The organism is Streptomyces sp. NPDC045967, assembly GCF_056430495.1.
Genome location: NZ_JBWKLE010000004.1, coordinates 180,940 through 200,219, shown reverse-complemented (window position 1 = coordinate 200,219; position 19,280 = coordinate 180,940). Strand labels below are relative to the sequence as shown.

Genomic DNA, 19,280 nt, shown 5'->3' with positions numbered 1-19,280 from the left:
GAGCCGGTCCGTTAGGGTCGGCGGATGATGGAAACGGACTGGCGGCACGACCGCGTCGGCAGTGCCCACCGCGGGCGCAACCCGACCCTCTTGCGCCGGCTCGACGCCGGCTTCGCCGTGATCGGGGACCGGCAGTTCCTGCCCGGCTACTGCGTCCTGCTCACCGACGACGCCGCCGTGACCCGGCTCTCCGACCTGCCCCGGGCGCGCAGGGCCGCGTACCTCACCGACATGGAGCGGCTCGCCGAGGCCGTCGAACGGGCCTGCCGCCGGCTCGACCCGGCCTTTCGCCGGGTGAACATCGAGATCCTCGGCAACACCGACCCCTACCTGCACGCCCACGTCTGGCCGCGGTACGACTGGGAGCCCGCCGACCTCGTCCGGATGCCCGTCTGGCGGTACGGCGAGGAGTACTGGCGCGACGCGCGGTACGCCCTGAGCGAGCGCCACGAGGGCCTGCGGGCCGCCATCGGCGAGGAACTGGACGCCCTCGGCGGAGCGTGAGCCCCCGCCCCGCCCCGCCCCGCCCCGCCCCGCGGCCGCTAGGCGTCCGGCGGTGGCTCCGCGAGGGCGTCCAGGGCCCTGGACAGCCGGTCCAGGACGCGGACGGTCTCCGCGAACGCGGCGTCGCCCAGTTCCTCCGCGAGGCGGGCGGCCAGGGCGGCGTGCCCCGGGGCGATCCGGGCGATCGCCGCGCGGCCCGCTTCCGTCGGGCGCAGGAGTTTGGCACGGCGGTGGGCCGGGTTCGGGACGTACTGCGCCAGCCCCTCGGCGGCGAGCAGGTCGGCGACGCGCTGGACGCTCTGCCGCGTGATGCCCATGGCCCGGGCGATGCCCGCGACGGGGAGCGGCTCGCGCAGGACGGCGCCCAGCACCTGCCACCACGCCGCGGTGAGGCCGGCCGGGCGGGCCAGCTCCTCCGACACGGCGAGGAACTGCCCGTTGAGGCGGAACACGCCGAGGGCGGTCCGGCTCAGCAGGTCCTGACGGTCCCGCGGCGGCAACGGCTCGGGCGCAGTCCCCTCCGGTCCCGGCGTGGCCTCCTCCGGCTCCGACCGGGCCCCCTCCGGCTCCGGCGGGACTCCCTCCCGCTCCGGTGGGGCGCCCTCCGGCTGCGGCCGGGCGCCCTCCGGTTTCCGCGGGGCCACTGGCCCGCGCCGCGGCTCCGGCTTCCGCGGGGCCTTCGCCTCCTGCTCCCGGTCAAGCACCGCCCGCCTCCGCCGCCGCCTCCAGGACCGGGTAGGCGCTGGGGTCCGAGTCGTGGAACAGGCGGTACCAGGCGTCCAGTACGTCCGGCTCGTACACGCCCAGCCGGGCGAAGACCTCGCGGGCGAAGGCGACCGGCTCCGTCGGTCCCGCCGTGATCAGGTCGCCGTCCGTCACCGCGTCGGCCTCGACGTAAGTCTCCGCGCCCCCGTAGCCCGGCTGCTGCGCGAGGTAGAAGGAGACCGCGCTGGTGTGGGCGCGGCCGTCCAGCAGTCCCTCCCGGGCCAGACCGGCCGTGGCTCCGCAGATCGCCGCCACCGGGACGCCGGCGTCCAGGAACTCCCGGGCCTTCGCCGCGAACGGCGCGAGCTCCTCGCCGGTGTCCCAGAGCGCGGCGCCGGTGAGGATCAGCAGCGAGGAGTCCTGCGGCCGCAGGTCCGCCAGCGACAGGTCCGGCTGGATGCGTACGCCGCCCATCGTGGTGACCGGCCGCTCGGCGGCGACGGCCACCGTGCGGATCTCGTGCCCGCGCTGGGTCAGGTGCGCGGTGGTGTGGCCGGTCTCCCAGTCCGCGTACGTGTCGTATACGGCGAGGTGGACGGGCTTGCGCGGGGTCTCGTTCATCGGAAATCGCCTCCGGCGTGGACGTTCAGGACCTGCTGCGACGTGCTCGATGACAACAGGCTGTCGCAATGACAGCAGGCTGTCAATGCCGGGAAGCGGGGACGGACGGCAGACAGACTGCCGAGACCGTCCCCCCACGCCCATACAGTCCGCCGATGTCCCTTCCCACCTGCACACTCCTAGCGTGACGTCATGACCCCTCATGCCACCTCGCACACCCTCGCCGCAGTGAAGGACGCCGACCGCAAGCACGTCTTCCACTCCTGGTCGGCCCAGGCACTGATCGACCCGCTCGCCGTGGCCGGCGCGGAGGGGTCGTACTTCTGGGACTACGACGGCAACCGCTACCTCGACTTCTCCTCCCAGCTGGTCAACACCAACATCGGCCACCAGCACCCCAAGGTCGTCGCCGCCGTCCAGGAGCAGGCCGCCCGGCTCTGCACGCTGGCGCCCGGATTCGCCGTCGACGTCCGCTCCGAGGCCGCACGCCTCATCGCCGAGCGGACCCCGGGCGATCTGGACAAGATCTTCTTCACCAACGGCGGCGCGGAGGCCGTCGAGAACGCCGTCCGGATGGCCCGGCTGCACACCGGCCGGCAGAAGGTGCTCTCCACCTACCGCTCCTACCACGGCGCCACCGCCGCCGCGATCAACCTCACCGGCGACCCGCGCCGCTGGCCCTCCGACACCGCCGCCGCCGGGGTCGTCCACTTCTGGGGGCCGTTCCTCTACCGCTCCGCCTTCCACGCCGCCACCGAGGCCGAGGAGTGCGAGCGCGCCCTCGCCCACCTCTCCGACACGATCGCCTTCGAGGGCCCCCAGACCATCGCGGCGGTCATCCTCGAGAGCGTCCCCGGCACCGCCGGCATCATGACCCCGCCGGCCGGCTACCTCGCGGGCGTGCGCGAGCTGTGCGACCGCCACGGCATCGTCTTCATCCTGGACGAGGTCATGTCGGGGTTCGGCCGCACCGGCAGGTGGTTCGCCGCCGAGCACTGGGGCGTCACCCCCGACCTCATCACCTTCGCCAAGGGCGTGAACAGCGGGTACGTGCCGCTTGGCGGCGTCGCCATCTCCGCCGCCATCGCCGAGACCTTCGCCACCCGCCCCTACCCGGGCGGACTGACGTACTCCGGACACCCGCTGGCCTGCGCCGCCGCCGTCGCCACGATCGGCGCGATGGAGGAGGAGGGCGTCGTCGAGCACGCGGCCCGCCTCGGCGCGCAGGTGATCGGCCCGGCGCTCGCCGAGATCGCCGAGCGGCACCCCTCGGTCGGGGAGGTCCGCGGGCTGGGCGCGTTCTGGGCCCTGGAGCTCGTCCGCGACAAGGAGACGCGCGAGCCGCTCGTCCCGTACAACGCCTCGGGCGCGGCGAACGCGCCGATGGCCGAATTCGCGGCGGCCTGCAAGGCCGCCGGGCTGTGGCCGTTCGTGAACATGAACCGCACCCACGTCGTGCCGCCCTGCACGATCACGGAGGCCGAGGCGAAGGAAGGGCTGGCGCTGCTGGACGAGGCGCTCACGGTCGCCGACCGCCACACCACGTCCGGATAGCGGACGGCTCCTTCGCATACCGATCCGCGACCGCTCTATTTCAGCCTCGCTGCCTGGCCTAAGGTGTCCGGAGTTCACCTAAGGAGACGGACCCCTATGCCAGGCAGCGGCGCTGTCACCCGCAACACACTTCGCCAGCAGATCGCGGACGCGCTGCGTGACGAGGTGCTCGCGGGACGCCTGCCGCCGGGGACCGAGTTCACCGTCAAGCAGATCGCCGAGCAGTACGAGGTCTCGGCGACCCCCGTCCGCGAGGCGCTGGTGGACCTCTCGGCGCAGGGCCTGCTCGAGCTGGTCCAGCATCGCGGCTTCCGCGTGCGGGTCTTCTCCGTGGACGACTTCCGGGGAATGATCGAAGCCCGCTCGCTGGTCGTGGACGGGATCTTCCGCCGGCTCGCCGAGCGCGGCGCCGCCGTCGCTGCCGGCGAGCTGCTGGTGTCCGTACGGCGCCGGGCCGAAGAAGCGCGCCGGGCCGCGCAGAGCGGTTCGCTCGAAGTGCTGATCGGCTACGACCTGCGCTTCTGGCGGGAGCTGAGCGAGCTGGTCGGCAACACCTACATCGCGGAGTTCCTGCACCGCATCCGCGTGCAGTGCTGGGTCTTCGCCGTGCCCCACCTCCAACGCGACCCGCAGCGGCTGCGGGCGTCGCTGTGGGACAAGCACAGCGACCTGGTGGACGCGGTGACCCTCGCCGACGCGGACGAGATACGCCGGCTCGTGCAGGGCTACAACCAGCACGGCCTGGAGTGGGCGGCCCGCCTCCAGTGACCTGAGCCGGAGCCCGGCTCCGGCCGGTTCCGCCCCGGCTCGGGCCCGGTTCTGCGCACCCCTTCGCGGAGCGTGTCCGGCGCACTACGCTGGCGGCATCGGCGCCAACGACTGATCGGAGCCCGCGTGGCCTGTGACCTGTGGCTTGTCCCCCTTGTCGACGTGCTGTGCCACAGCCCCGACAACCCCTTCGCGGAAGAGATCGCCTCCTACGACAAGGCCCTGGGCGAGGCCGGGCTGCCGACCGTGCCGGTCTTCGCCTACATGCCGGGCCTGAGCGGGGACGTGGCCCCGGTCGCCGGCTTCGACTACGACGCCCTGCACTTCCTGCGGCGGGCCTACCTGCTCCAGATCTGCGGGCTGCCGGTGACCCCGGTCGACGAGCTGGGCGGGGACTACGAGCAGCTGCTGGAGATGTTCGAGCCGACGGCGCAGCAGTCGCACCTGGTGTGGCACTACGACCACGCCGGGGCCTACGTACCGGTCGACTTCGCGGTTCCGCTGGCGAACGAGGAGCTGCTGGCCGGCGGCGGGCCGCTCGGGTCCGCCCAGGGCCTGCTGCGGGAGCTCCTGGTGGTGGGCCCGGCCATCGGGATAGACCCCGGGAACCCGCCCGCCGCGCCGGCTCCGCCGGGCAGGCCGACGTCGCTGGAGGAGCCCGCGGGGCCGATCCCGTACGACACCAGTCCCTTCGCCCGGGAGCGGCACGTGTGGCTGGGGCTGCACGCCGCCGCGACGCGCAGCCTGGGCCAGGGGTCCATGATCATCTTCAGCTGAGACGGGGACGCAGGAGCCGCCGGTCACCGCCGGCGGTGCGGGACGGGCGGGCCCCGGTCCGGGCCCCGCCCCCGAGGCGGCCGCGCCGCGTCAGCGCGGCTGCTCCGGGGGCCGCTGCCGGGGCATGTTGGGGCGGGTGCCCGGCGGGAGCGGGAAACGCGCCGGCGGGACGTAGGCGTCCGGTCGGCCTCCGCCCGCGCCCAGGGACTGCATGACCAGGGGAGCCGGCCCGGAGCTGAACTCCACCATCCACTCCGCGGTCTCGGAGCGCACCAGCTCCGTCACGTCCTCCGAGAAGCGCCGCAGCACCGTCAGGCACCGCTCGGCGGCCTCGCTCGCCGTGCCCTCCGTCGGCCCGAGCACCTCCCGCACGTTCTCCGAGGCCCAGTCGAACTGGAGGGTCTGCAGGCGGCGCTGCACCGCCTGCGCCGTGGCCACGTCCCGCATCCAGCCCGAGGTGAGGCCGAAGAACCGGTCGCAGGCCAGGCAGGCCGCCGCCAGCAGCAGCGAGAGGAAACCGTACGCCGACGCGCGCGGCGCCGCCCCCGTCAGCTCCACCAGCGGCAGCGCGGCACCCGTGACGGCGCCGAGGGCCGCGCCGATGCGCAGCACCCGCGCCCCCCGGCGCTTCCACGCCCGGTCGGACAGATACCACTCGGCGGTGCGCAGCGCATCGGCCTCGACGCGGCGGTAGAGCTCGTCGAGCCGCTCGGCAGGCTCGCCCCAGTCCCCGAGGGGGAACGGGCGCCCGGTCAGATCGCCCGGCGCCATCGGTCCGCTGCCCTCCTCCCGGGGCTCCCGGGGATCCCGGGGTGGCCCCTCGGGCTGCATCTCCGGCTGGCTCACCCGGCACTCCCTCTGCCTGCGCTGACGTGTGGTGGTGCGCGTGTGCGCAATGATGCGCATGCTCTTCCTACCTTCGAATGCGGCGCGGTGGGCGACGAATCCCGGGATTTCCGCCCGCAAGGAGGGCTCCAGCAGGTACGCGTACGTCCGGTCTCTCACTCGAAAGAGTTGGTCCTCACGGCGTAGGGCGCGGGGCCCGGGGAGCACGTAGGCTCGGATTGACCAAGCTGTCCCGGGCTTGGACCGATGCTACGGAGTGAGTGAACCGTGATTCCCGGTGGTGGCCAGCCCAACATGCAGCAGCTGCTCCAGCAGGCCCAGAAGATGCAGCAGGACCTCGCCGCGGCCCAGGAGGAACTGGCCGGGGCCGAGGTCGAGGGCCAGGCCGGCGGCGGTCTCGTCAAGGCGACGGTGACCGGCTCCGGCGAGCTGCGCGCCCTGGTGATCGACCCGAAGGCCGTGGACCCGCAGGACACCGAGACGCTCGCCGACCTGGTGGTCGCGGCCGTCCAGGCGGCCAACGAGAACGCCCAGGCCCTCCAGCAGCAGAAGCTGGGCCCGCTGGCCCAGGGGCTGGGCGGCGGCAGCGGCATCCCCGGCCTCCCGTTCTAGTACCCCTCCCCGCGACCCCTCCCGCGAACGAAAGAAGGCAGTCCGTTGTACGAAGGCGTGGTCCAGGACCTGATCGACGAACTGGGCAGGCTGCCCGGCGTCGGGCCCAAGAGCGCGCAGCGGATCGCCTTCCACATCCTGCAGACCGAGCCCACCGACGTCCGCCGCCTCGCGCACGCGCTGCTCGAGGTGAAGGACAAGGTCCGGTTCTGCGCGGTCTGCGGGAACGTGGCGCAGGAGGAGCGGTGCACCATCTGCCGAGACCCGCGCCGCGACACCACGGTCATCTGTGTCGTGGAGGAGCCGAAGGACGTCGTCGCGATCGAGCGGACCCGCGAGTTCCGGGGCAAGTACCACGTCCTGGGCGGAGCGATCAGCCCGATCGAGGGCGTCGGCCCCGACGACCTGCGGATCCGCGAGCTGCTGGCGCGCCTGGCAGACGGCGAGGTGACCGAGCTGATCCTGGCCACCGACCCGAACCTGGAGGGCGAGGCCACCGCCACCTACCTCGCCCGCATGATCAAGCCCATGGGCCTGAAGGTCACCCGCCTGGCCAGCGGGCTCCCCGTCGGGGGAGATCTGGAGTACGCGGACGAGGTCACGCTCGGGCGGGCCTTTGAAGGAAGGCGACTTCTCGATGTCTGACGCAACGCTGCACGCACTGGGCCAGGACCCGGACGATTTCGCGGCCTCGATCGCGGACCAGATCGAGTCCTTCATCGTCGCGGTCACCGAGGTGGCCAAGGGCGAGGACCCCGACAGCGCGGTGCCGTTCCTGTTGCTGGAGGTCTCCCAGCTGCTGCTGGCGGGCGGCCGGCTGGGCGCGTACCAGGACGTGCTGCCCGAAGAGCGCTACGAGCCCGACCTCGGCCCCGAGCCGGACGTGGACGACCTGCGCGAGCGGTTCGCGGTCATGCTGGAGCCGGTCGACGTCTACTCCGAGGTCTTCGACCCCTACGAGCCGCGCAAGGCCCCGGTGGCGCACCGGATCTCCGACGACCTGGCCGAGGTGGTCGCCGACCTGCGGCACGGACTCATCCACCACCAGGCGGGCCGGATCACCGAGGCGCTGTGGTGGTGGCAGTTCTCCTACTTCACCAACTGGGGCCCGACGGCCTCGGCCACCCTGCGCGCCCTCCAGTCGCTGATCTCCCACGTCCGCCTGGACCAGCCGCTCGCCGCGCTGGACGGCCTGGACACCGACGAGGACCTGACGGAGGAGGACCTCGCGGAGCAGGCGGGAGAGGTGATGGCCCAGGAGCTCGGCGGCCTCGGCCGCGCATGAGGGCCCGCTCCGGGCAACCCGTCATCTGATCTTCACGTCTCATGATGTGGCACGAGGCGGTCGGATCCCGGCCGCTCGTTACACTGCACCAGCAATGAGACGGACTGAGCGAGGAGCGCACGTGGGCCTTGTCGTGCAGAAGTACGGAGGCTCCTCCGTAGCCGATGCCGAGGGCATCAAGCGCGTCGCCAAGCGGATCGTGGATGCCAAGAAGAACGGCCACCAGGTGGTCGTCGTGGTTTCCGCGATGGGCGACACGACGGACGAGCTGATCGATCTCGCCGAGCAGGTGTCCCCGATGCCTGCCGGACGCGAATTCGACATGCTGCTGACCGCCGGAGAGCGGATCTCCATGGCCCTGCTGGCCATGGCGATCAAAAACCTGGGCCACGAGGCCCAGTCGTTCACCGGCAGCCAGGCAGGCGTGATCACCGACTCGGTCCACAACAAAGCGCGCATCATCGATGTCACGCCGGGCCGTATCCGCACCGCGCTGGACGAGGGCAACATCGCCATCGTCGCCGGCTTCCAGGGCGTGTCCGCGGACTCCAAGGACATCACCACCCTCGGCCGCGGCGGCTCGGACACCACGGCCGTCGCGCTCGCCGCGGCGCTGGACGCCGAGGTCTGCGAGATCTACACCGACGTGGACGGCGTGTTCACCGCCGACCCGCGCGTGGTGAAGAAGGCCCGGAAGATCGACTGGATCTCCTCCGAGGACATGCTGGAGCTGGCCGCCTCCGGTTCGAAGGTGCTGCTGCACCGCTGTGTCGAGTACGCACGCCGATACAACATCCCGATCCACGTCCGCTCGTCCTTCTCGGGACTGCCGGGCACCTGGGTCAGCAACGAGAATCCGCAAGGGGACGAGCAGGTGGAGCACGCCATCATCTCCGGAGTCGCCCACGACGTCTCCGAAGCCAAGATCACGGTCGTCGGCGTCCCGGACAAGCCGGGCGAGGCCGCGGCGATCTTCCGCGCCATCGCGGACGCCGAGATCAACATCGACATGATCGTGCAGAACGTGTCGGCGGCCTCGACGGGTCTGACCGACATCTCCTTCACGCTCCCCAAGACCGAGGGCCACAAGGCCATCGACGCCCTGGAGAAGGCGAAGGGCCAGATCGGCTTCGACTCGCTGCGCTACGACGACCAGATCGGCAAGATCTCGCTCGTCGGCGCCGGGATGAAGACCAACCCGGGCGTCACCGCCTCCTTCTTCCAGGCGCTGTCCGACGCGGGTGTCAACATCGAGCTGATCTCCACCTCCGAGATCCGCATCTCGGTCGTGACCCGGCAGGACGACGTCAACGAGGCCGTCCGCGCGGTGCACACCGCCTTCGGCCTGGACTCCGACAGCGACGAGGCCGTCGTCTACGGAGGCACCGGACGATGACCGGCGCCCGGTCCTCCCCCCCGGCGCTCGCCGTGGTCGGGGCGACCGGAGCGGTCGGCACCGTACTGCTCCAGATGCTGTCCCAGCGGGCCGACGTCTGGGGCGACATCCGCCTGATCGCCTCCGCGCGCTCGGCCGGCCGCAGGCTGGCCGTCCGCGCGGAGGAGACCGAGGTGATCGCCCTCACCGAGGACGCCTTCGACGGCCTCGGTCCGGGCGACGTCGCACTCTTCCTGACCCCGGCCGAGGTCTCGGCCCGGTGGGCGCCCGTCGTCACCGCGCGCGGCACCGTCGTCGTCGACCGGTCCGCCGCCTTCCGCGAGGACCCCGAGGTGCCCCTGGTGGTGCCCGAGGTCAACGCGCACGCCGTACGGATCCGGCCGCGCGGGATCGTGGCCACCCCCGACTGCGTGACCGCCGGGATGATCGCGGCCGTGGGCGCGCTGCACGCCGAGTACGGCCTGACGGAGCTGTCCGTCTCCTCCTACCAGGCCGCGAGCGCCGCCGGCCGGGCCGGCTCCGAGGCGCTGCGCCGCCAGCTGTCGCTGGTCGCCGGGACCTCCCTCGGCGAGCAGCCCGGGGACGTGCGCCGTGCCGTGGGCGAGGACACCGGCCCCTTCGCGGCTCCGCTCGCCCTCAACGTCGTGCCCTGGTCCGGCGAACTGCGCGGGGACGGCTGGTCCTCCCATGAACTGGCGGTACGGCACGAGACGCGCCGGATCCTGGACCTGCCCGGGCTGCCGGTCGCGGTGACCTGCGTGCAGGTGCCCGTGCTGACCGGGCACTCCCTGACCGTGCGGGCCCGGTTCGAGAACGAGGTGGACGCCGCGCACGCCCGGCAGATCCTGGACGCCGCGCCCGGGGTGGTCCTCGTGGACGACCCGGCGGCCGGCGAGTTCCCGACCCCCGCGGACGCCGCCGGAACGGATCCGGCCTGGGTGGGGCGGGTGCGGGTCTCGCTCGACGACCGGCACGCGCTGGAGTTCTTCGTGTGCGCCGACAACCTCCGCAAGGGCGCGGCCCTGCACGCCGCTCAGATCGCGGAACTGATCGCAGGTGAATGTGCGTAGTTCGCTTTGTAGGATCGGTGCAGATCCCTCGATCAAGGTGATGGCCCGACTGCCGTCTCGATGGACAGGGCATTCGGGAAGAGCGGGTACGCATGAGGGCAATGGGGATGTTGCTGTGGCGGTCGCCTCGCGCGTACAACCCTGACGGGGGGACGCGTGTCCTACAGGCGTGGCAGAGGCACTGCTCGAACTGGCCGTCCCACCGGCGCGCAGCGGGTTCACCCCGCCGCCCCGGGGTTCACGCGCGCCCGGCGGCGGTCTTCCCGTGATCGTCCCCGTCCCGCCGGCCGGGTCCTCCGAGCTGCCCTTCCGGGCCGCCGTACCGAACCGGGGCGGCCGTGTGCCCTCGCCGCGCGACAGCGTTGAGTCGGCCGGGACGGCAGGAGCGCCCGGGGCGGTCGGAGCGCCCGGAACGTCCGGGGCGCAGGCCGTGACCGAGGTCGTGGCGGGCACCACCGTCGACCACCTCACCGAGACCTACCAGGCGCACTACCGCTCCCTCCTGGGCCTCGCCGCGCTGCTCCTCGACGACACCGCCTCCTGCGAGGACGTGGTCCAGGAGGCGTTCATCCGCGTGCACTCGGCCCGCAACCGGGTCCGTGACCGCGACAAGACGCTGGCCTACCTGCGCCAGACCGTCGTGAACCTCTCCCGCTCCGCCCTGCGCCGGCGCATCCTCGGCCTCAAACTGCTGTCGAAGCCCATGCCGGACATGGCGAGCGCCGAGGAGGGCGCGTACGACCGGCTGGAGCGGGACGATCTGATCAAAGCGATGCGCGGACTCCAGCGCCGCCAGCGAGAGGTGCTCGTGCTGCGGTACTTCGCGGACATGACGGAAGCCCAGGTGGCGGAGACGCTCGGGGTGTCGCTCGGCTCGGTGAAGGCGTACGGATCGCGGGGGATTGCCGCGCTGCGGGTGGCGATGGAGGCTGCGCAGTCATGAGGGACGACCAGACCGCACCCGGCGGCGCGGGCGACGAAGAGGCGCTGCGGGGCCTGCTGCGCGGCGCCGTCGAGGGCCTGGAGCCGGCCGATGGCGCACTGGAGCGGCTGCGGTGCGCCGTCCCCGCCCGCCGGAGGCTGAAACGGCAGGCGATCGTGGGCGCCGCGGCCGTCGCGCTGCTCGCCTCGGCCGCCGTCCCGGCCGCCCTGCACCTGACGGCCGGCCCGGACACCGGCACCGGGCGTTCGGCGATGGCCGGGCACGGCGCGGAGGCCGGCGGGAAGCCCGGCGCCGCATCCTCCGACCCGCACCAGAACGGGTCCGGCAGCCACCCCAGGGCCACCCGTTCCGGTGGTGGCGCGCCCGAGGCGGGCGGTACCACCGGCGAGCCGGACCGGGCGGCCGGCGGCTCCCCGACGGGCGGCGTCACGGCCGGCCCGACGAGCAGCGGCGCCGACCCCGGCACGGCCGTGGGCGGCGGCAACGGCCCCCAACCGCCGGCGGCCGCCTCGGGCGTGCCCGGGTGCGGGGCCGAGCAGCTGGGGGTGGTGGGCTCGGCCCGCACCCCGGAGGCCGACGGCAAGATCTACGGCAGCTTCAAGGTCACCAACGTCTCGCCGCTGGGCTGCGCCGTCACCGGCCCGGACACCGTGACGGCGGCCGCCGCGGCGGGCGCCCCGACCGGTCCCGGCTCGGGCGTCGCCGTGGTCGGCCACACGGCGGGGGACCCGGCGAGCGGGCTGCTGCCCGATCCGTCGCCGGAGGCACCGGTGCTCGTGCTCCCGCCCAACTCGGCCTATGAGGTGCGCTTCGCCTGGGTGCCGCCGGCCGAACCGTGCGCCACGGCCAGCCCGGACGCGGGGACGAAGCCGCCGCAGGGCCAGTCCGCCGACACGCCCGTCGTCGAACCGGAGACGAGTGCGACGCCCCCGGAGGCGCCGGGTGTCGCCGTGTCCCACACGCCCCCGACGGGCGCCCCGGTCACGCGGACGACGATTACCGAGGCCTGCGGGGGGACGGTGTACCGCACGGGTGCCATCCCGGTGGACGCGCCGGCGCCGGCGCCGTGACCGGGCGCGGTCGCCCGGCGGGCCCAGGGCCGGACGGGTGCCGCGGTCAGACCCGCTCGGCCGCCGGCGCCGCGGGCAGCAGCCCGGCTTCTGCGTCGCGCAGGGTCTCCACCTCGCGGCGGTAGAGGCGGAACCACATGAAGAGCACGAAGGCGACGAAGACGAACCACTCGCCGGTGTAGCCGAGGTTCTGGAAGGCCTTCAGGTCGAGCCCGGTGTTGGTGGGGGCCGCGGCGGGCACCGGGGTCATGCCGTCCGACGGGGTCTGCACGGTCAGCCAGGCGTCGTACAGGTCGTAGGGGACCAGGTTGACCAGCGAGGCCGCCCCGATCACCCCGAGCTGCCCGGCCGGCAGGCCGCCCTGGGAGTGGACCCCCTTGGTGCCGGAGTTCTCCGAGGCCTGGAGCGCGCCGGTGACCTCGACCCGGCCGGCCGGCGCCGCCGGGGCCCTGGCCGGATCGGCCGCCCCCGGCAGCCAGCCCCGGACCACCGGGACGGCCTTGCCGGAGTCCGTCTTCAGCAGGGTCAGGACGTAGAAGCCGCTCTCGCCGTCCAGCCGCCGCTCGGGGACCAGCAGCTGATCGCCGTACTCACCGGCCGCGGAGGCCAGCCGCCCGGAGGTCCTCTTGTCCACCGGGAGCAGCGAGTCCAGCGGCGCGGCCGTCTGCTCCGCGGGACGCACGGAGTTCGCCTCGCGGTGGCTGTCGACGCGGTCCTCGAACCGGTCGAGCTGCCAGGACCCCATGAACAGGCAGAAGGGGACGGCGAGCGCGACGAAGACGTTGATCCCCCACCATCGCGGGGTCAGGAGAAACCGGTGCACCCCACCACCGTACGGGGGGTGCACCGGATGAGGTCCGGCGGGGGCGCCAGTGCTGTGTCCGGAAATGGTTCACCGCGTCGCGGCGCCCGGCACGGCGCCCCGCCGCGTCGTCGGACCGCGCGAGTACGTCCAGTACGAGCCGCGGCCCTCCGCCCTGCGATGCACCGCACCGGACATCGCGGCCCGGCGAACCCTTCCGGCCCCAGCACTAGGTCCTGTCGTCAAAGTGGCGCGGGCCAGGCGGGACGTTGACGACAGGGCCTAGCGGGGCAGGTGCTTCAGCGCGAACTCCAGCTCCATGCGGACCTGCTTGATCCGCTCCTCCACGACCAGCGAGCCGTGCCCGGCGTCGTAGCGGTACACCGCGTGCTCCGCGCCGCGCGCCGCGAGCCGGTCGACGTAGTTGTCGATCTGCCGGATCGGGCAGCGCGGGTCGTTGACGCCGGCCGCGATGTGCACGGGAGCCTTCACCGCGTCGACGTAAGTCAGCGGCGAGGAGGCCGCGAAGCGGTCCGGCACCTCCTCCGGCGTGCCGCCGAAGAGGGTGCGGTCCAGGGACTTCAGCGCCTCCATCTCGTCGTGGTAGGCCGTCACGTAGTCGGCGACCGGCACGGACGCCAGGCCCACCGCCCAGGCGTCGGGCTGCGTGCCCAGGCCGAGCAGCGTCAGGTAGCCGCCCCACGAGCCACCGGAGAGGACGAGCGCGGCCGGGTCCGCCAGTCCGCAGGACACCGCCCATGCGCGGACCGCCGCGATGTCCTCCAGCTCGATCAGGCCGACCCGGTGCTTCAAGGCGTCCGTCCAGGCGCGGCCGTAGCCCGTCGAGCCGCGGTAGTTGACCCGCACGACCGCGAAGCCGTGGTCGAGCCAGGCGGCCGGGGTCGCCGCGAAGGCGTCGCTGTCGTGGTGGGTCGGACCGCCGTGGATCTCGAAGACCGTCGGGAAGGGGCCGTCGCCGTGGCCGGCCGGCCGCTGCGCGAGGGCGTGGATCCGCCCGCGGGGGCCCTCCACCCATACGTCCTCCACGGGCACCGAGCCGGGCGCCCGGAAGCCGGGCGGGTCCAGGACGGTCGCGCCCGAGGTGGACCGTACGGCCGGGGGCTCCGCAGCCGAGGACCACTGGTACTCCACCGTCCCGTCGGGCCGCGCCGTGGCGCCCGACACCGTCCCCGGCGGGGTGTCCACGCGGACGAGCTCGCGCGCGGCGAGGTCGTAGCGCCACAGCTCGCTGCGCGCCTCGAACTCATGCGCGATCAACAGGGCGGAACCGTCCGGGTACCACTCGGCGCTGACATCGCCCGGCAGATCGATCGCGAGCTCCTCCTCGGCGCCGGTGGCCACGTCGAACACCATCGGCTCCCACCGGCCGCGCCGCTGGTGGCCGACCAGCAGCCGGGTGTCGCCCGCGACCGGCGCGAAGCCCAGGACTTCCAGGCCCAGGTCCTCGGTGCCGCCCCGGGAGTCGTCCAGCTCGGCGACGGTGGTCCCGTCGAGGGTGACCACGCGCAGCGCCGAGTGCAGGGCGTCGCCGTGCTCGGTGTGCTCGACGGCGACGAGGGTCCCGTCCCGGGACAGGTCGCCGACCCCGGCCGACTCCCGGTGCCGGTAGATCACGGAGGGCGCGGAGCCGTCCGGCCGGACCACGTGGATGGTCGTGCCGTCCTCGTCGGTGGAGCGGCCCACGACGGCCGTGCCGTCCCGGCCGATGGCCAGCCCGGCGGGGTAGGAGGGCTCCAGCCCCGGGGTGGCCGGCTCGTCGGGGCCGCCCGCGAAGGGCTGGCGCACCCAGGTGCCGAACTCGTCGCCGTCGGTGTCGGAGAACCACCAGATCCACTCGCCGTCGGGGGAGAGCGTGCCGTCGGTGGTGCCGTTGGGGCGGTCGGTGGCCTGCCGCTGGGTTCCGGTCGCCCGGTCCCAGGCGTAGAGCTCGAAGGTCCCGGTCGCGTTGGAGACGAAGAGCGATCGGTCCGGGGCGTCCTCGGCCCATTCGGGCAGTCCGACGCGCGGCGCCCGGAACCGCTTCTCCCAGGCGGGCATCCCGTCGGCGGGGGCCGCGCCGGCTCCCGCGGCCGGGCCCGCGCCCGCGCTCGTGTTCTCGCCGGTGGTCAGATCGGTATCGCTGGTCATGCCCCCATTCTTGCCACACGCCGCGCCGGGCCGGCGACTGCTCCGGACGGGTGCACGACGGAACCCTTACCTCCGCCCCGTGCGGGCCGCATGCGTACGCTGGCCGCATGCGGATGATCCTCCGGGGTGCCCGGCTGCTGCACGCTCACGGCCCGTCCGACACGCTGTCCGACGTGGAGGTCGCCGAGGACGGCCGGATCGCGCGGGTGGTCCCGTACGACGACCAGAAGGAGCCGCCCGCCACCGGAACCCTCATCGAGGCCCGCGGTTCACTGCTCACCGCGCCCTTCGTCGAACCGCACATCCACCTCGACACGGCCCTGACGGCCGGCGAACCGCGCCCCAACGCCTCCGGCACCCTCTGGGAGGGCATCGCCTGCTGGAGCGAGCGCAAGCGGAGCCTGACCCGCGAGGACGTCGTCGCCCGCGCCACCGAGGTGCTGCGCTGGCAGGCCGCGCAGGGCGTGCTGCACGTTCGGACCCACTGCGACGTGACCGATCCGGCGCTCACCGCGCTCGACGCGCTGCTGGAGGTGCGCGACCGGGTCCGGGACGTGATGACCCTGCAGATCACGGCCTTCCCGCAGGAGGGGATCGTCTCCTTCCCGGACGGCGAGGCGCTGCTGCGCGAAGCCGTCCGGCGCGGCGCGGACGTGGTCGGCGCCATCCCGCACTTCGAGGACACCCGCGAGGACGGCGTCGCCTCGCTGCACACCGCCTTCGCGCTGGCCGAGGAGCACGGGCTGCGCCTGGACGCGCACTGCGACGAGATCGACGACGAGCAGTCCCGCTTCGTGGAGGTACTGGCCACCCTGGCGCTGCGCACGGGCCTGCGCGAGCGCGCCACGGCCTCCCACACGACGGCCATGGGCTCCTACAACGGCGCCTACAGCTACAAACTCCAGCGGCTGCTGTCCCGTTCGGGCATCAACCTGGTCTCCAACCCGTTCGCCAACCTCAACCTCCAGGGCCGTTTCGACGCCTATCCCAAGCGGCGCGGGCTGACCCAGGTGAAGGAGATGCTGGCGGCGGGGGTCAACGTGGCCTTCGGCCACGACGACGTCATGGACCCCTGGAACGCGCTCGGCACCGGCAACCCGCTCCAGACCGCCCTGGTGGGCCTGTACGCCGCCCAGCTGACCGGCGCGCAGGAGATCCCGCTGGCCTTCTCGATGGTGACGGACCGTGCGGCGCGGGTCCTGGGCCTGTCCCGGGGGGAGTACGGCATCACGGAGGGCGCACCCGCGTCCTTCGTCCTGCTCCCGGCCCCGACGCCCGAGGAGGCGATCCGCCGTCAGGTCCGGCCCCGGTACGTCGTCGCGCGCGGCACCGTCCTGGCCCGGACCCCGCCCGCCCCGACCGTGCTCTCCTGGCCGGGCGAGCCGCCGGCGGAGGTCGGCTTCAGCGTGTGAGGACCGGGTCGGCCCGGCCGGTCCGGATACCGTGCCCGCATGTCGTGGGACGAGTACGGAACACCGCACCCGCTCGCGCTGCGCCGCACGGGCCGCAGCGAACTGGAACCGGACCGGCTGCCCGAGGTCCGGGAGCTGGAGGCGCTCGGCTGGGAGCCCGCACCGGAGGAACTGCGCTGGGCGTTCCTCCCGTACGTCTGGCCCCCGGCGGCCCGCACCTGGATCCCGGACCGCTCCACGCACTGGGGGGTGGACACCTCGCTGGACGGCCACGGGCACATCACCGGCGTGGATTGCGCCCCGCTCCCCGCCGCCGACCTGCGCGACCTCGACGAGGAGACCGACACCGCCCTCGCCGCCCTCGGCCTACCGCCCCGCCCGGTGGGCCGGCTGTGGCTGCTCCGCCCGGTCGGCGCCCTCCCCACGGTGGCGGCGGTCCTCGCCCACCTCGACGCGGCGGCCGAGGCCCGGGGCGTGCCGCCCGGACCGACCGCCGGGTTCCTCACCCTGGTCCGCGAGGAACTCGCCGCGCTCCGGCAGCCGTAGGGCGGGGGGCGAGCGGCGGCCGAGCGGAAGCCGAGTGGAGGCGAGGCAGAGGCGAGCGTCGGTGAGGCGTCAGTGCCCGCCGGTGAGCTCCCCGCTGAGCCGCTCGTGGAGGCGGGCGCTCGCCTCGTTCAGCCCGGTGATCCGCACGGTCTTGCCCCGCTGGGCGTACCGGTGCTCGATCGCGTCCAGGGCCGCCACCGAGGAGGCGTCCCACACGTGGGCGCGGGAGAGGTCGATGACCACCCGGTCCGGGTCGCCGGCGTAGTCGAACTGCCCGACGAGGTCGTTGGAGGAGGCGAAGAACAGCTCGCCGGTCACGTGGTGGACGACCTGCCCGCCGTCCGGATCGAGGACGGAGGTGACGTGCGCGAGGTGCGCGACGCGGTGGGCGAAGACGACCATCGCGGTGACGCAGCCGACGACCACGCCGACGGCCAGGTTGTGGCTGAGGACCACGCACACGACGGTGACGGCCATGACGGTGATCTCCCCGGCGGGCATCCGCCGCAGGGTCTTCGGCGCGATCGAGTGCCAGTCGAAGGTCGCCAGGCACACCATGACCATGACCGCGACGAGCGCCGCCATCGGGATGTCGGAGACGACCGGGCCGAAGACGATGCACAGCACCATCAGGAAGACTCCGGAGAGGAAGGTCGACAGCCGGGTGCGGGCCCCGGACACCTTCACGTTGATCATCGTCTGGCCGATCATCGCGCAGCCGCCCATGCCGCCGAAGAATCCGGTGACGATGTTGGCGACGCCCTGGCCGATGGACTCCCGCGTCTTCGAGGACCGGGTGTCGGTGATCTCGTCGACCAGCTTCGCCGTCATCAGCGACTCCATCAGCCCGACGAGGGCCATGCCCAGTGCGTACGGGGCGATGAGGGCCAGCGTGTCCAGGGTGAACGGCACGTCCGGCAGGCCCGGCACGGGCAGCGCCGACGGCAGCGCGCCCTTGTCGCCCACGGTCGGGACGGCGATGCCCGCGGCCACGGTGATCGCGGTGAGCGCGACGACGGAGACGAGCGGCGCGGGCACCGCCTTCGTGATCCGGGGGAAGAGCACCAGCAGCGCCAGTCCGGCGGCGAACAGCGCGTAGGCCGCCCAAGGCACGCCGCTCATCTCGGACACCTGGGCCATGAAGACGAGAATGGCGAGGGAGTTGACGAAGCCCACCATCACCGAGCGCGGGATGAACCGCATCAGCTTCGCCACGCCCAGCGCGCCGAGCACGATCTGGAAGACGCCGGCCAGGATCACCGCGGCGATCAGGTAGCCCAGCCCATGCTCCCGGTTCAGCGGGGCGATGACCAGGGCGACCGCGCCGGTGGCGGCGGAGATCATCGCCGGCCGGCCGCCCACCACGGAGATCACCACGGCCATGGTGAACGAGGCGAACAGCCCGATCGCCGGATCCACCCCGGCGATGATCGAGAACGAGATCGCCTCGGGAATCAGCGCGAGTGCGACGACCAGGCCGGCGAGCACCTCGGTCCGCAGTTCGCGGGGCGACAACCGGAGGGACCGGACCGCCCGGCGTATGCCGCACAGCAGCACGGACCCGGACGCGGGGGAAGAAGACACGGACCTCGGACCTCGGGCTCGGATGCGCCCGAACCGGCGGACGGGCACGCGGAAACGACAGGAAGGGCCTGATCCGCGATGCGGATCAGGCCCTCGACCTGGTCTTGCGAAGTCGGGGTGGCGGGATTTGAACCCACGACCTCTTCGTCCCGAACGAAGCGCGCTGCCAAGCTGCGCTACACCCCGATCGTCACCCTCGCAGCGCTTGCTGCCCTGGCGACATCGATTACTTTAGCGGACCCTCGGCCGGAGACGAAATCCGGTTTTCGCGTGGTGGGCACACCGCCGGGGCGGGTACCGGGCGGCGGCGGTCCAACGCGACCAGGGCGAGGCCGAGGGCGGCGAAGAGGACACCCAGGACGGCCGCGTTCAGGGCGACGCGGCCGTAGCCGTACCGGGCCGCGTCGAGGAAGGGGTACGGGTACCGGCTCGTGAGCCCGGCGATCAGGATGAAGATCAGGACCCCGCCCCGGAGGAGGGGGCGGGTGTCCGGCCTGCCCTGCCGGGCGCGGACGGCGCGGACGCCGAAGACGACCGCCACCCGCGATGTTGGTCCAGATGGTGAAGAAGCTCAGCACGACCGGCAGGCTGCCGTACGCGCACTCGATGGCCACCCCCGTCACCGCGGCCGCGCAGA

Annotated in this window: 20 protein-coding genes and 1 tRNA gene; 13 read left to right on the top strand and 8 right to left on the bottom strand. The window is 73.2% G+C overall.

The window, feature by feature from the left end:
* Nucleotides 1–27: 27 nt before the first annotated feature.
* A complete protein-coding gene (locus AC07FY_RS10880) occupies nucleotides 28–504 on the top strand; it encodes an HIT family protein (RefSeq protein ID WP_479004512.1) in 477 nt (158 codons plus the stop codon).
* 38 nt (nucleotides 505–542) lie between these two features.
* Here AC07FY_RS10880 and AC07FY_RS10875 read toward each other — a convergent pair whose 3' ends face one another.
* Both AC07FY_RS10875 and AC07FY_RS10870 read right to left on the bottom strand, forming a co-directional pair.
* Entirely contained in the window at nucleotides 543–1,004 is a 462-nt protein-coding gene (locus AC07FY_RS10875) for a MarR family winged helix-turn-helix transcriptional regulator (RefSeq protein WP_479003665.1), read from the bottom strand.
* A 196-nt stretch (nucleotides 1,005–1,200) separates the two neighbouring features.
* Nucleotides 1,201–1,830: a DJ-1/PfpI family protein gene (locus AC07FY_RS10870; RefSeq protein WP_479003662.1), complete on the bottom strand. Its 630-nt coding sequence runs from the start codon at nucleotides 1,828–1,830 to the stop codon at nucleotides 1,201–1,203.
* A gap of 192 nt (nucleotides 1,831–2,022) precedes the next feature.
* Here AC07FY_RS10870 and AC07FY_RS10865 point away from each other — a divergent pair, with 192 nt between their 5' ends.
* The 3 genes from AC07FY_RS10865 (at nucleotide 2,023) to AC07FY_RS10855 (ending at nucleotide 4,929) form a co-directional block, all read left to right on the top strand.
* Nucleotides 2,023–3,384 carry an aminotransferase class III-fold pyridoxal phosphate-dependent enzyme gene (locus AC07FY_RS10865; protein ID WP_479003659.1) on the top strand — a complete coding sequence of 454 codons (1,362 nt, stop codon included), beginning with the start codon at nucleotides 2,023–2,025 and terminating at the stop codon, nucleotides 3,382–3,384.
* 96 nt (nucleotides 3,385–3,480) lie between these two features.
* On the top strand, nucleotides 3,481–4,152 hold the full coding sequence (locus AC07FY_RS10860; RefSeq protein WP_479003656.1) for a GntR family transcriptional regulator: 672 nt from the start codon (nucleotides 3,481–3,483) through the stop codon (nucleotides 4,150–4,152).
* Between the two features lie 126 nt (nucleotides 4,153–4,278).
* Nucleotides 4,279–4,929 (top strand): hypothetical protein, encoded by a 651-nt coding sequence (locus AC07FY_RS10855; protein WP_479003654.1) that lies wholly within the window; start codon nucleotides 4,279–4,281, stop codon nucleotides 4,927–4,929.
* A gap of 90 nt (nucleotides 4,930–5,019) precedes the next feature.
* Here the strand turns inward: AC07FY_RS10855 and AC07FY_RS10850 are convergent, their stop codons facing one another.
* Nucleotides 5,020–5,775 carry an SLATT domain-containing protein gene (locus AC07FY_RS10850; RefSeq protein WP_479003651.1) on the bottom strand — a complete coding sequence of 252 codons (756 nt, stop codon included), beginning with the start codon at nucleotides 5,773–5,775 and terminating at the stop codon, nucleotides 5,020–5,022.
* Between the two features lie 267 nt (nucleotides 5,776–6,042).
* Here AC07FY_RS10850 and AC07FY_RS10845 point away from each other — a divergent pair, with 267 nt between their 5' ends.
* The 7 genes from AC07FY_RS10845 (at nucleotide 6,043) to AC07FY_RS10815 (ending at nucleotide 12,151) form a co-directional block, all read left to right on the top strand.
* Nucleotides 6,043–6,387: a YbaB/EbfC family nucleoid-associated protein gene (locus AC07FY_RS10845; RefSeq protein WP_479003648.1), complete on the top strand. Its 345-nt coding sequence runs from the start codon at nucleotides 6,043–6,045 to the stop codon at nucleotides 6,385–6,387.
* 45 nt (nucleotides 6,388–6,432) lie between these two features.
* Nucleotides 6,433–7,032, top strand: coding sequence for a recombination mediator RecR (gene recR / locus AC07FY_RS10840; RefSeq protein ID WP_479003645.1), 600 nt, complete (start codon nucleotides 6,433–6,435; stop codon nucleotides 7,030–7,032).
* Nucleotides 7,025–7,672: a DUF5063 domain-containing protein gene (locus AC07FY_RS10835; RefSeq protein WP_479003642.1), complete on the top strand. Its 648-nt coding sequence runs from the start codon at nucleotides 7,025–7,027 to the stop codon at nucleotides 7,670–7,672. Before recR ends, AC07FY_RS10835 begins: the two co-directional genes overlap by 8 nt.
* Before the next feature lie 121 nt (nucleotides 7,673–7,793).
* Nucleotides 7,794–9,068: an aspartate kinase gene (locus tag AC07FY_RS10830; protein ID WP_479003640.1), complete on the top strand. Its 1,275-nt coding sequence runs from the start codon at nucleotides 7,794–7,796 to the stop codon at nucleotides 9,066–9,068.
* Nucleotides 9,065–10,138, top strand: coding sequence for an aspartate-semialdehyde dehydrogenase (locus AC07FY_RS10825; protein ID WP_479003637.1), 1,074 nt, complete (start codon nucleotides 9,065–9,067; stop codon nucleotides 10,136–10,138). The genes AC07FY_RS10830 and AC07FY_RS10825 overlap by 4 nt, the downstream gene beginning before the upstream one ends.
* A 169-nt stretch (nucleotides 10,139–10,307) precedes the next feature.
* Nucleotides 10,308–11,081, top strand: coding sequence for a SigE family RNA polymerase sigma factor (locus AC07FY_RS10820; protein ID WP_479003634.1), 774 nt, complete (start codon nucleotides 10,308–10,310; stop codon nucleotides 11,079–11,081).
* Nucleotides 11,078–12,151, top strand: a complete 1,074-nt coding sequence (locus AC07FY_RS10815) for a hypothetical protein (protein ID WP_479003631.1) — start codon at nucleotides 11,078–11,080, stop codon at nucleotides 12,149–12,151. The genes AC07FY_RS10820 and AC07FY_RS10815 overlap by 4 nt, the downstream gene beginning before the upstream one ends.
* Nucleotides 12,152–12,197: 46 nt before the next feature.
* Here AC07FY_RS10815 and AC07FY_RS10810 read toward each other — a convergent pair whose 3' ends face one another.
* Both AC07FY_RS10810 and AC07FY_RS10805 read right to left on the bottom strand, forming a co-directional pair.
* Nucleotides 12,198–12,974, bottom strand: a complete 777-nt coding sequence (locus tag AC07FY_RS10810) for an SURF1 family protein (RefSeq protein WP_479003628.1) — start codon at nucleotides 12,972–12,974, stop codon at nucleotides 12,198–12,200.
* A 261-nt stretch (nucleotides 12,975–13,235) separates the two neighbouring features.
* Nucleotides 13,236–15,011, bottom strand: a complete 1,776-nt coding sequence (locus AC07FY_RS10805) for a S9 family peptidase (protein WP_479004509.1) — start codon at nucleotides 15,009–15,011, stop codon at nucleotides 13,236–13,238.
* Nucleotides 15,012–15,208: 197 nt separating this feature from the next.
* Here AC07FY_RS10805 and codA point away from each other — a divergent pair, with 197 nt between their 5' ends.
* Nucleotides 15,209–16,513 carry a cytosine deaminase gene (codA, locus tag AC07FY_RS10800; protein WP_479003625.1) on the top strand — a complete coding sequence of 435 codons (1,305 nt, stop codon included), beginning with the start codon at nucleotides 15,209–15,211 and terminating at the stop codon, nucleotides 16,511–16,513.
* Between the two features lie 39 nt (nucleotides 16,514–16,552).
* A complete protein-coding gene (locus tag AC07FY_RS10795) occupies nucleotides 16,553–17,059 on the top strand; it encodes a DUF5956 family protein (RefSeq protein WP_479003623.1) in 507 nt (168 codons plus the stop codon).
* 69 nt (nucleotides 17,060–17,128) lie between these two features.
* Here the strand turns inward: AC07FY_RS10795 and AC07FY_RS10790 are convergent, their stop codons facing one another.
* The 3 genes from AC07FY_RS10790 to AC07FY_RS10780 form a co-directional block, all read right to left on the bottom strand.
* The gene (locus tag AC07FY_RS10790; protein WP_479003620.1) at nucleotides 17,129–18,643 is read right to left on the bottom strand and encodes a SulP family inorganic anion transporter; all 1,515 of its coding nucleotides are present in this window, start codon (nucleotides 18,641–18,643) and stop codon (nucleotides 17,129–17,131) included.
* A gap of 112 nt (nucleotides 18,644–18,755) precedes the next feature.
* Nucleotides 18,756–18,829 (bottom strand) — tRNA-Pro (locus AC07FY_RS10785).
* A 40-nt stretch (nucleotides 18,830–18,869) separates the two neighbouring features.
* Complete coding sequence (locus AC07FY_RS10780) at nucleotides 18,870–19,184, bottom strand: Pr6Pr family membrane protein (protein WP_479003618.1); 315 nt, start codon at nucleotides 19,182–19,184, stop codon at nucleotides 18,870–18,872.
* Between the last annotated feature and the right edge of the window lie 96 nt (nucleotides 19,185–19,280).

Coding starts and splice junctions, on each gene's coding strand:
- AC07FY_RS10880 (WP_479004512.1), top strand. CDS start 28: ATGGAAACGGACTGGCGGCACGACCGCGTCGGCAGTGCCCACCGCGGG.
- AC07FY_RS10870 (WP_479003662.1), bottom strand. CDS start 1,830: ATGAACGAGACCCCGCGCAAGCCCGTCCACCTCGCCGTATACGACACG.
- AC07FY_RS10865 (WP_479003659.1), top strand. CDS start 2,023: ATGACCCCTCATGCCACCTCGCACACCCTCGCCGCAGTGAAGGACGCC.
- AC07FY_RS10860 (WP_479003656.1), top strand. CDS start 3,481: ATGCCAGGCAGCGGCGCTGTCACCCGCAACACACTTCGCCAGCAGATC.
- AC07FY_RS10835 (WP_479003642.1), top strand. CDS start 7,025: ATGTCTGACGCAACGCTGCACGCACTGGGCCAGGACCCGGACGATTTC.
- AC07FY_RS10825 (WP_479003637.1), top strand. CDS start 9,065: ATGACCGGCGCCCGGTCCTCCCCCCCGGCGCTCGCCGTGGTCGGGGCG.
- AC07FY_RS10815 (WP_479003631.1), top strand. CDS start 11,078: ATGAGGGACGACCAGACCGCACCCGGCGGCGCGGGCGACGAAGAGGCG.
- AC07FY_RS10805 (WP_479004509.1), bottom strand. CDS start 15,011: ATGCCCGCCTGGGAGAAGCGGTTCCGGGCGCCGCGCGTCGGACTGCCC.
- codA (WP_479003625.1), top strand. CDS start 15,209: ATGCGGATGATCCTCCGGGGTGCCCGGCTGCTGCACGCTCACGGCCCG.
- AC07FY_RS10795 (WP_479003623.1), top strand. CDS start 16,553: ATGTCGTGGGACGAGTACGGAACACCGCACCCGCTCGCGCTGCGCCGC.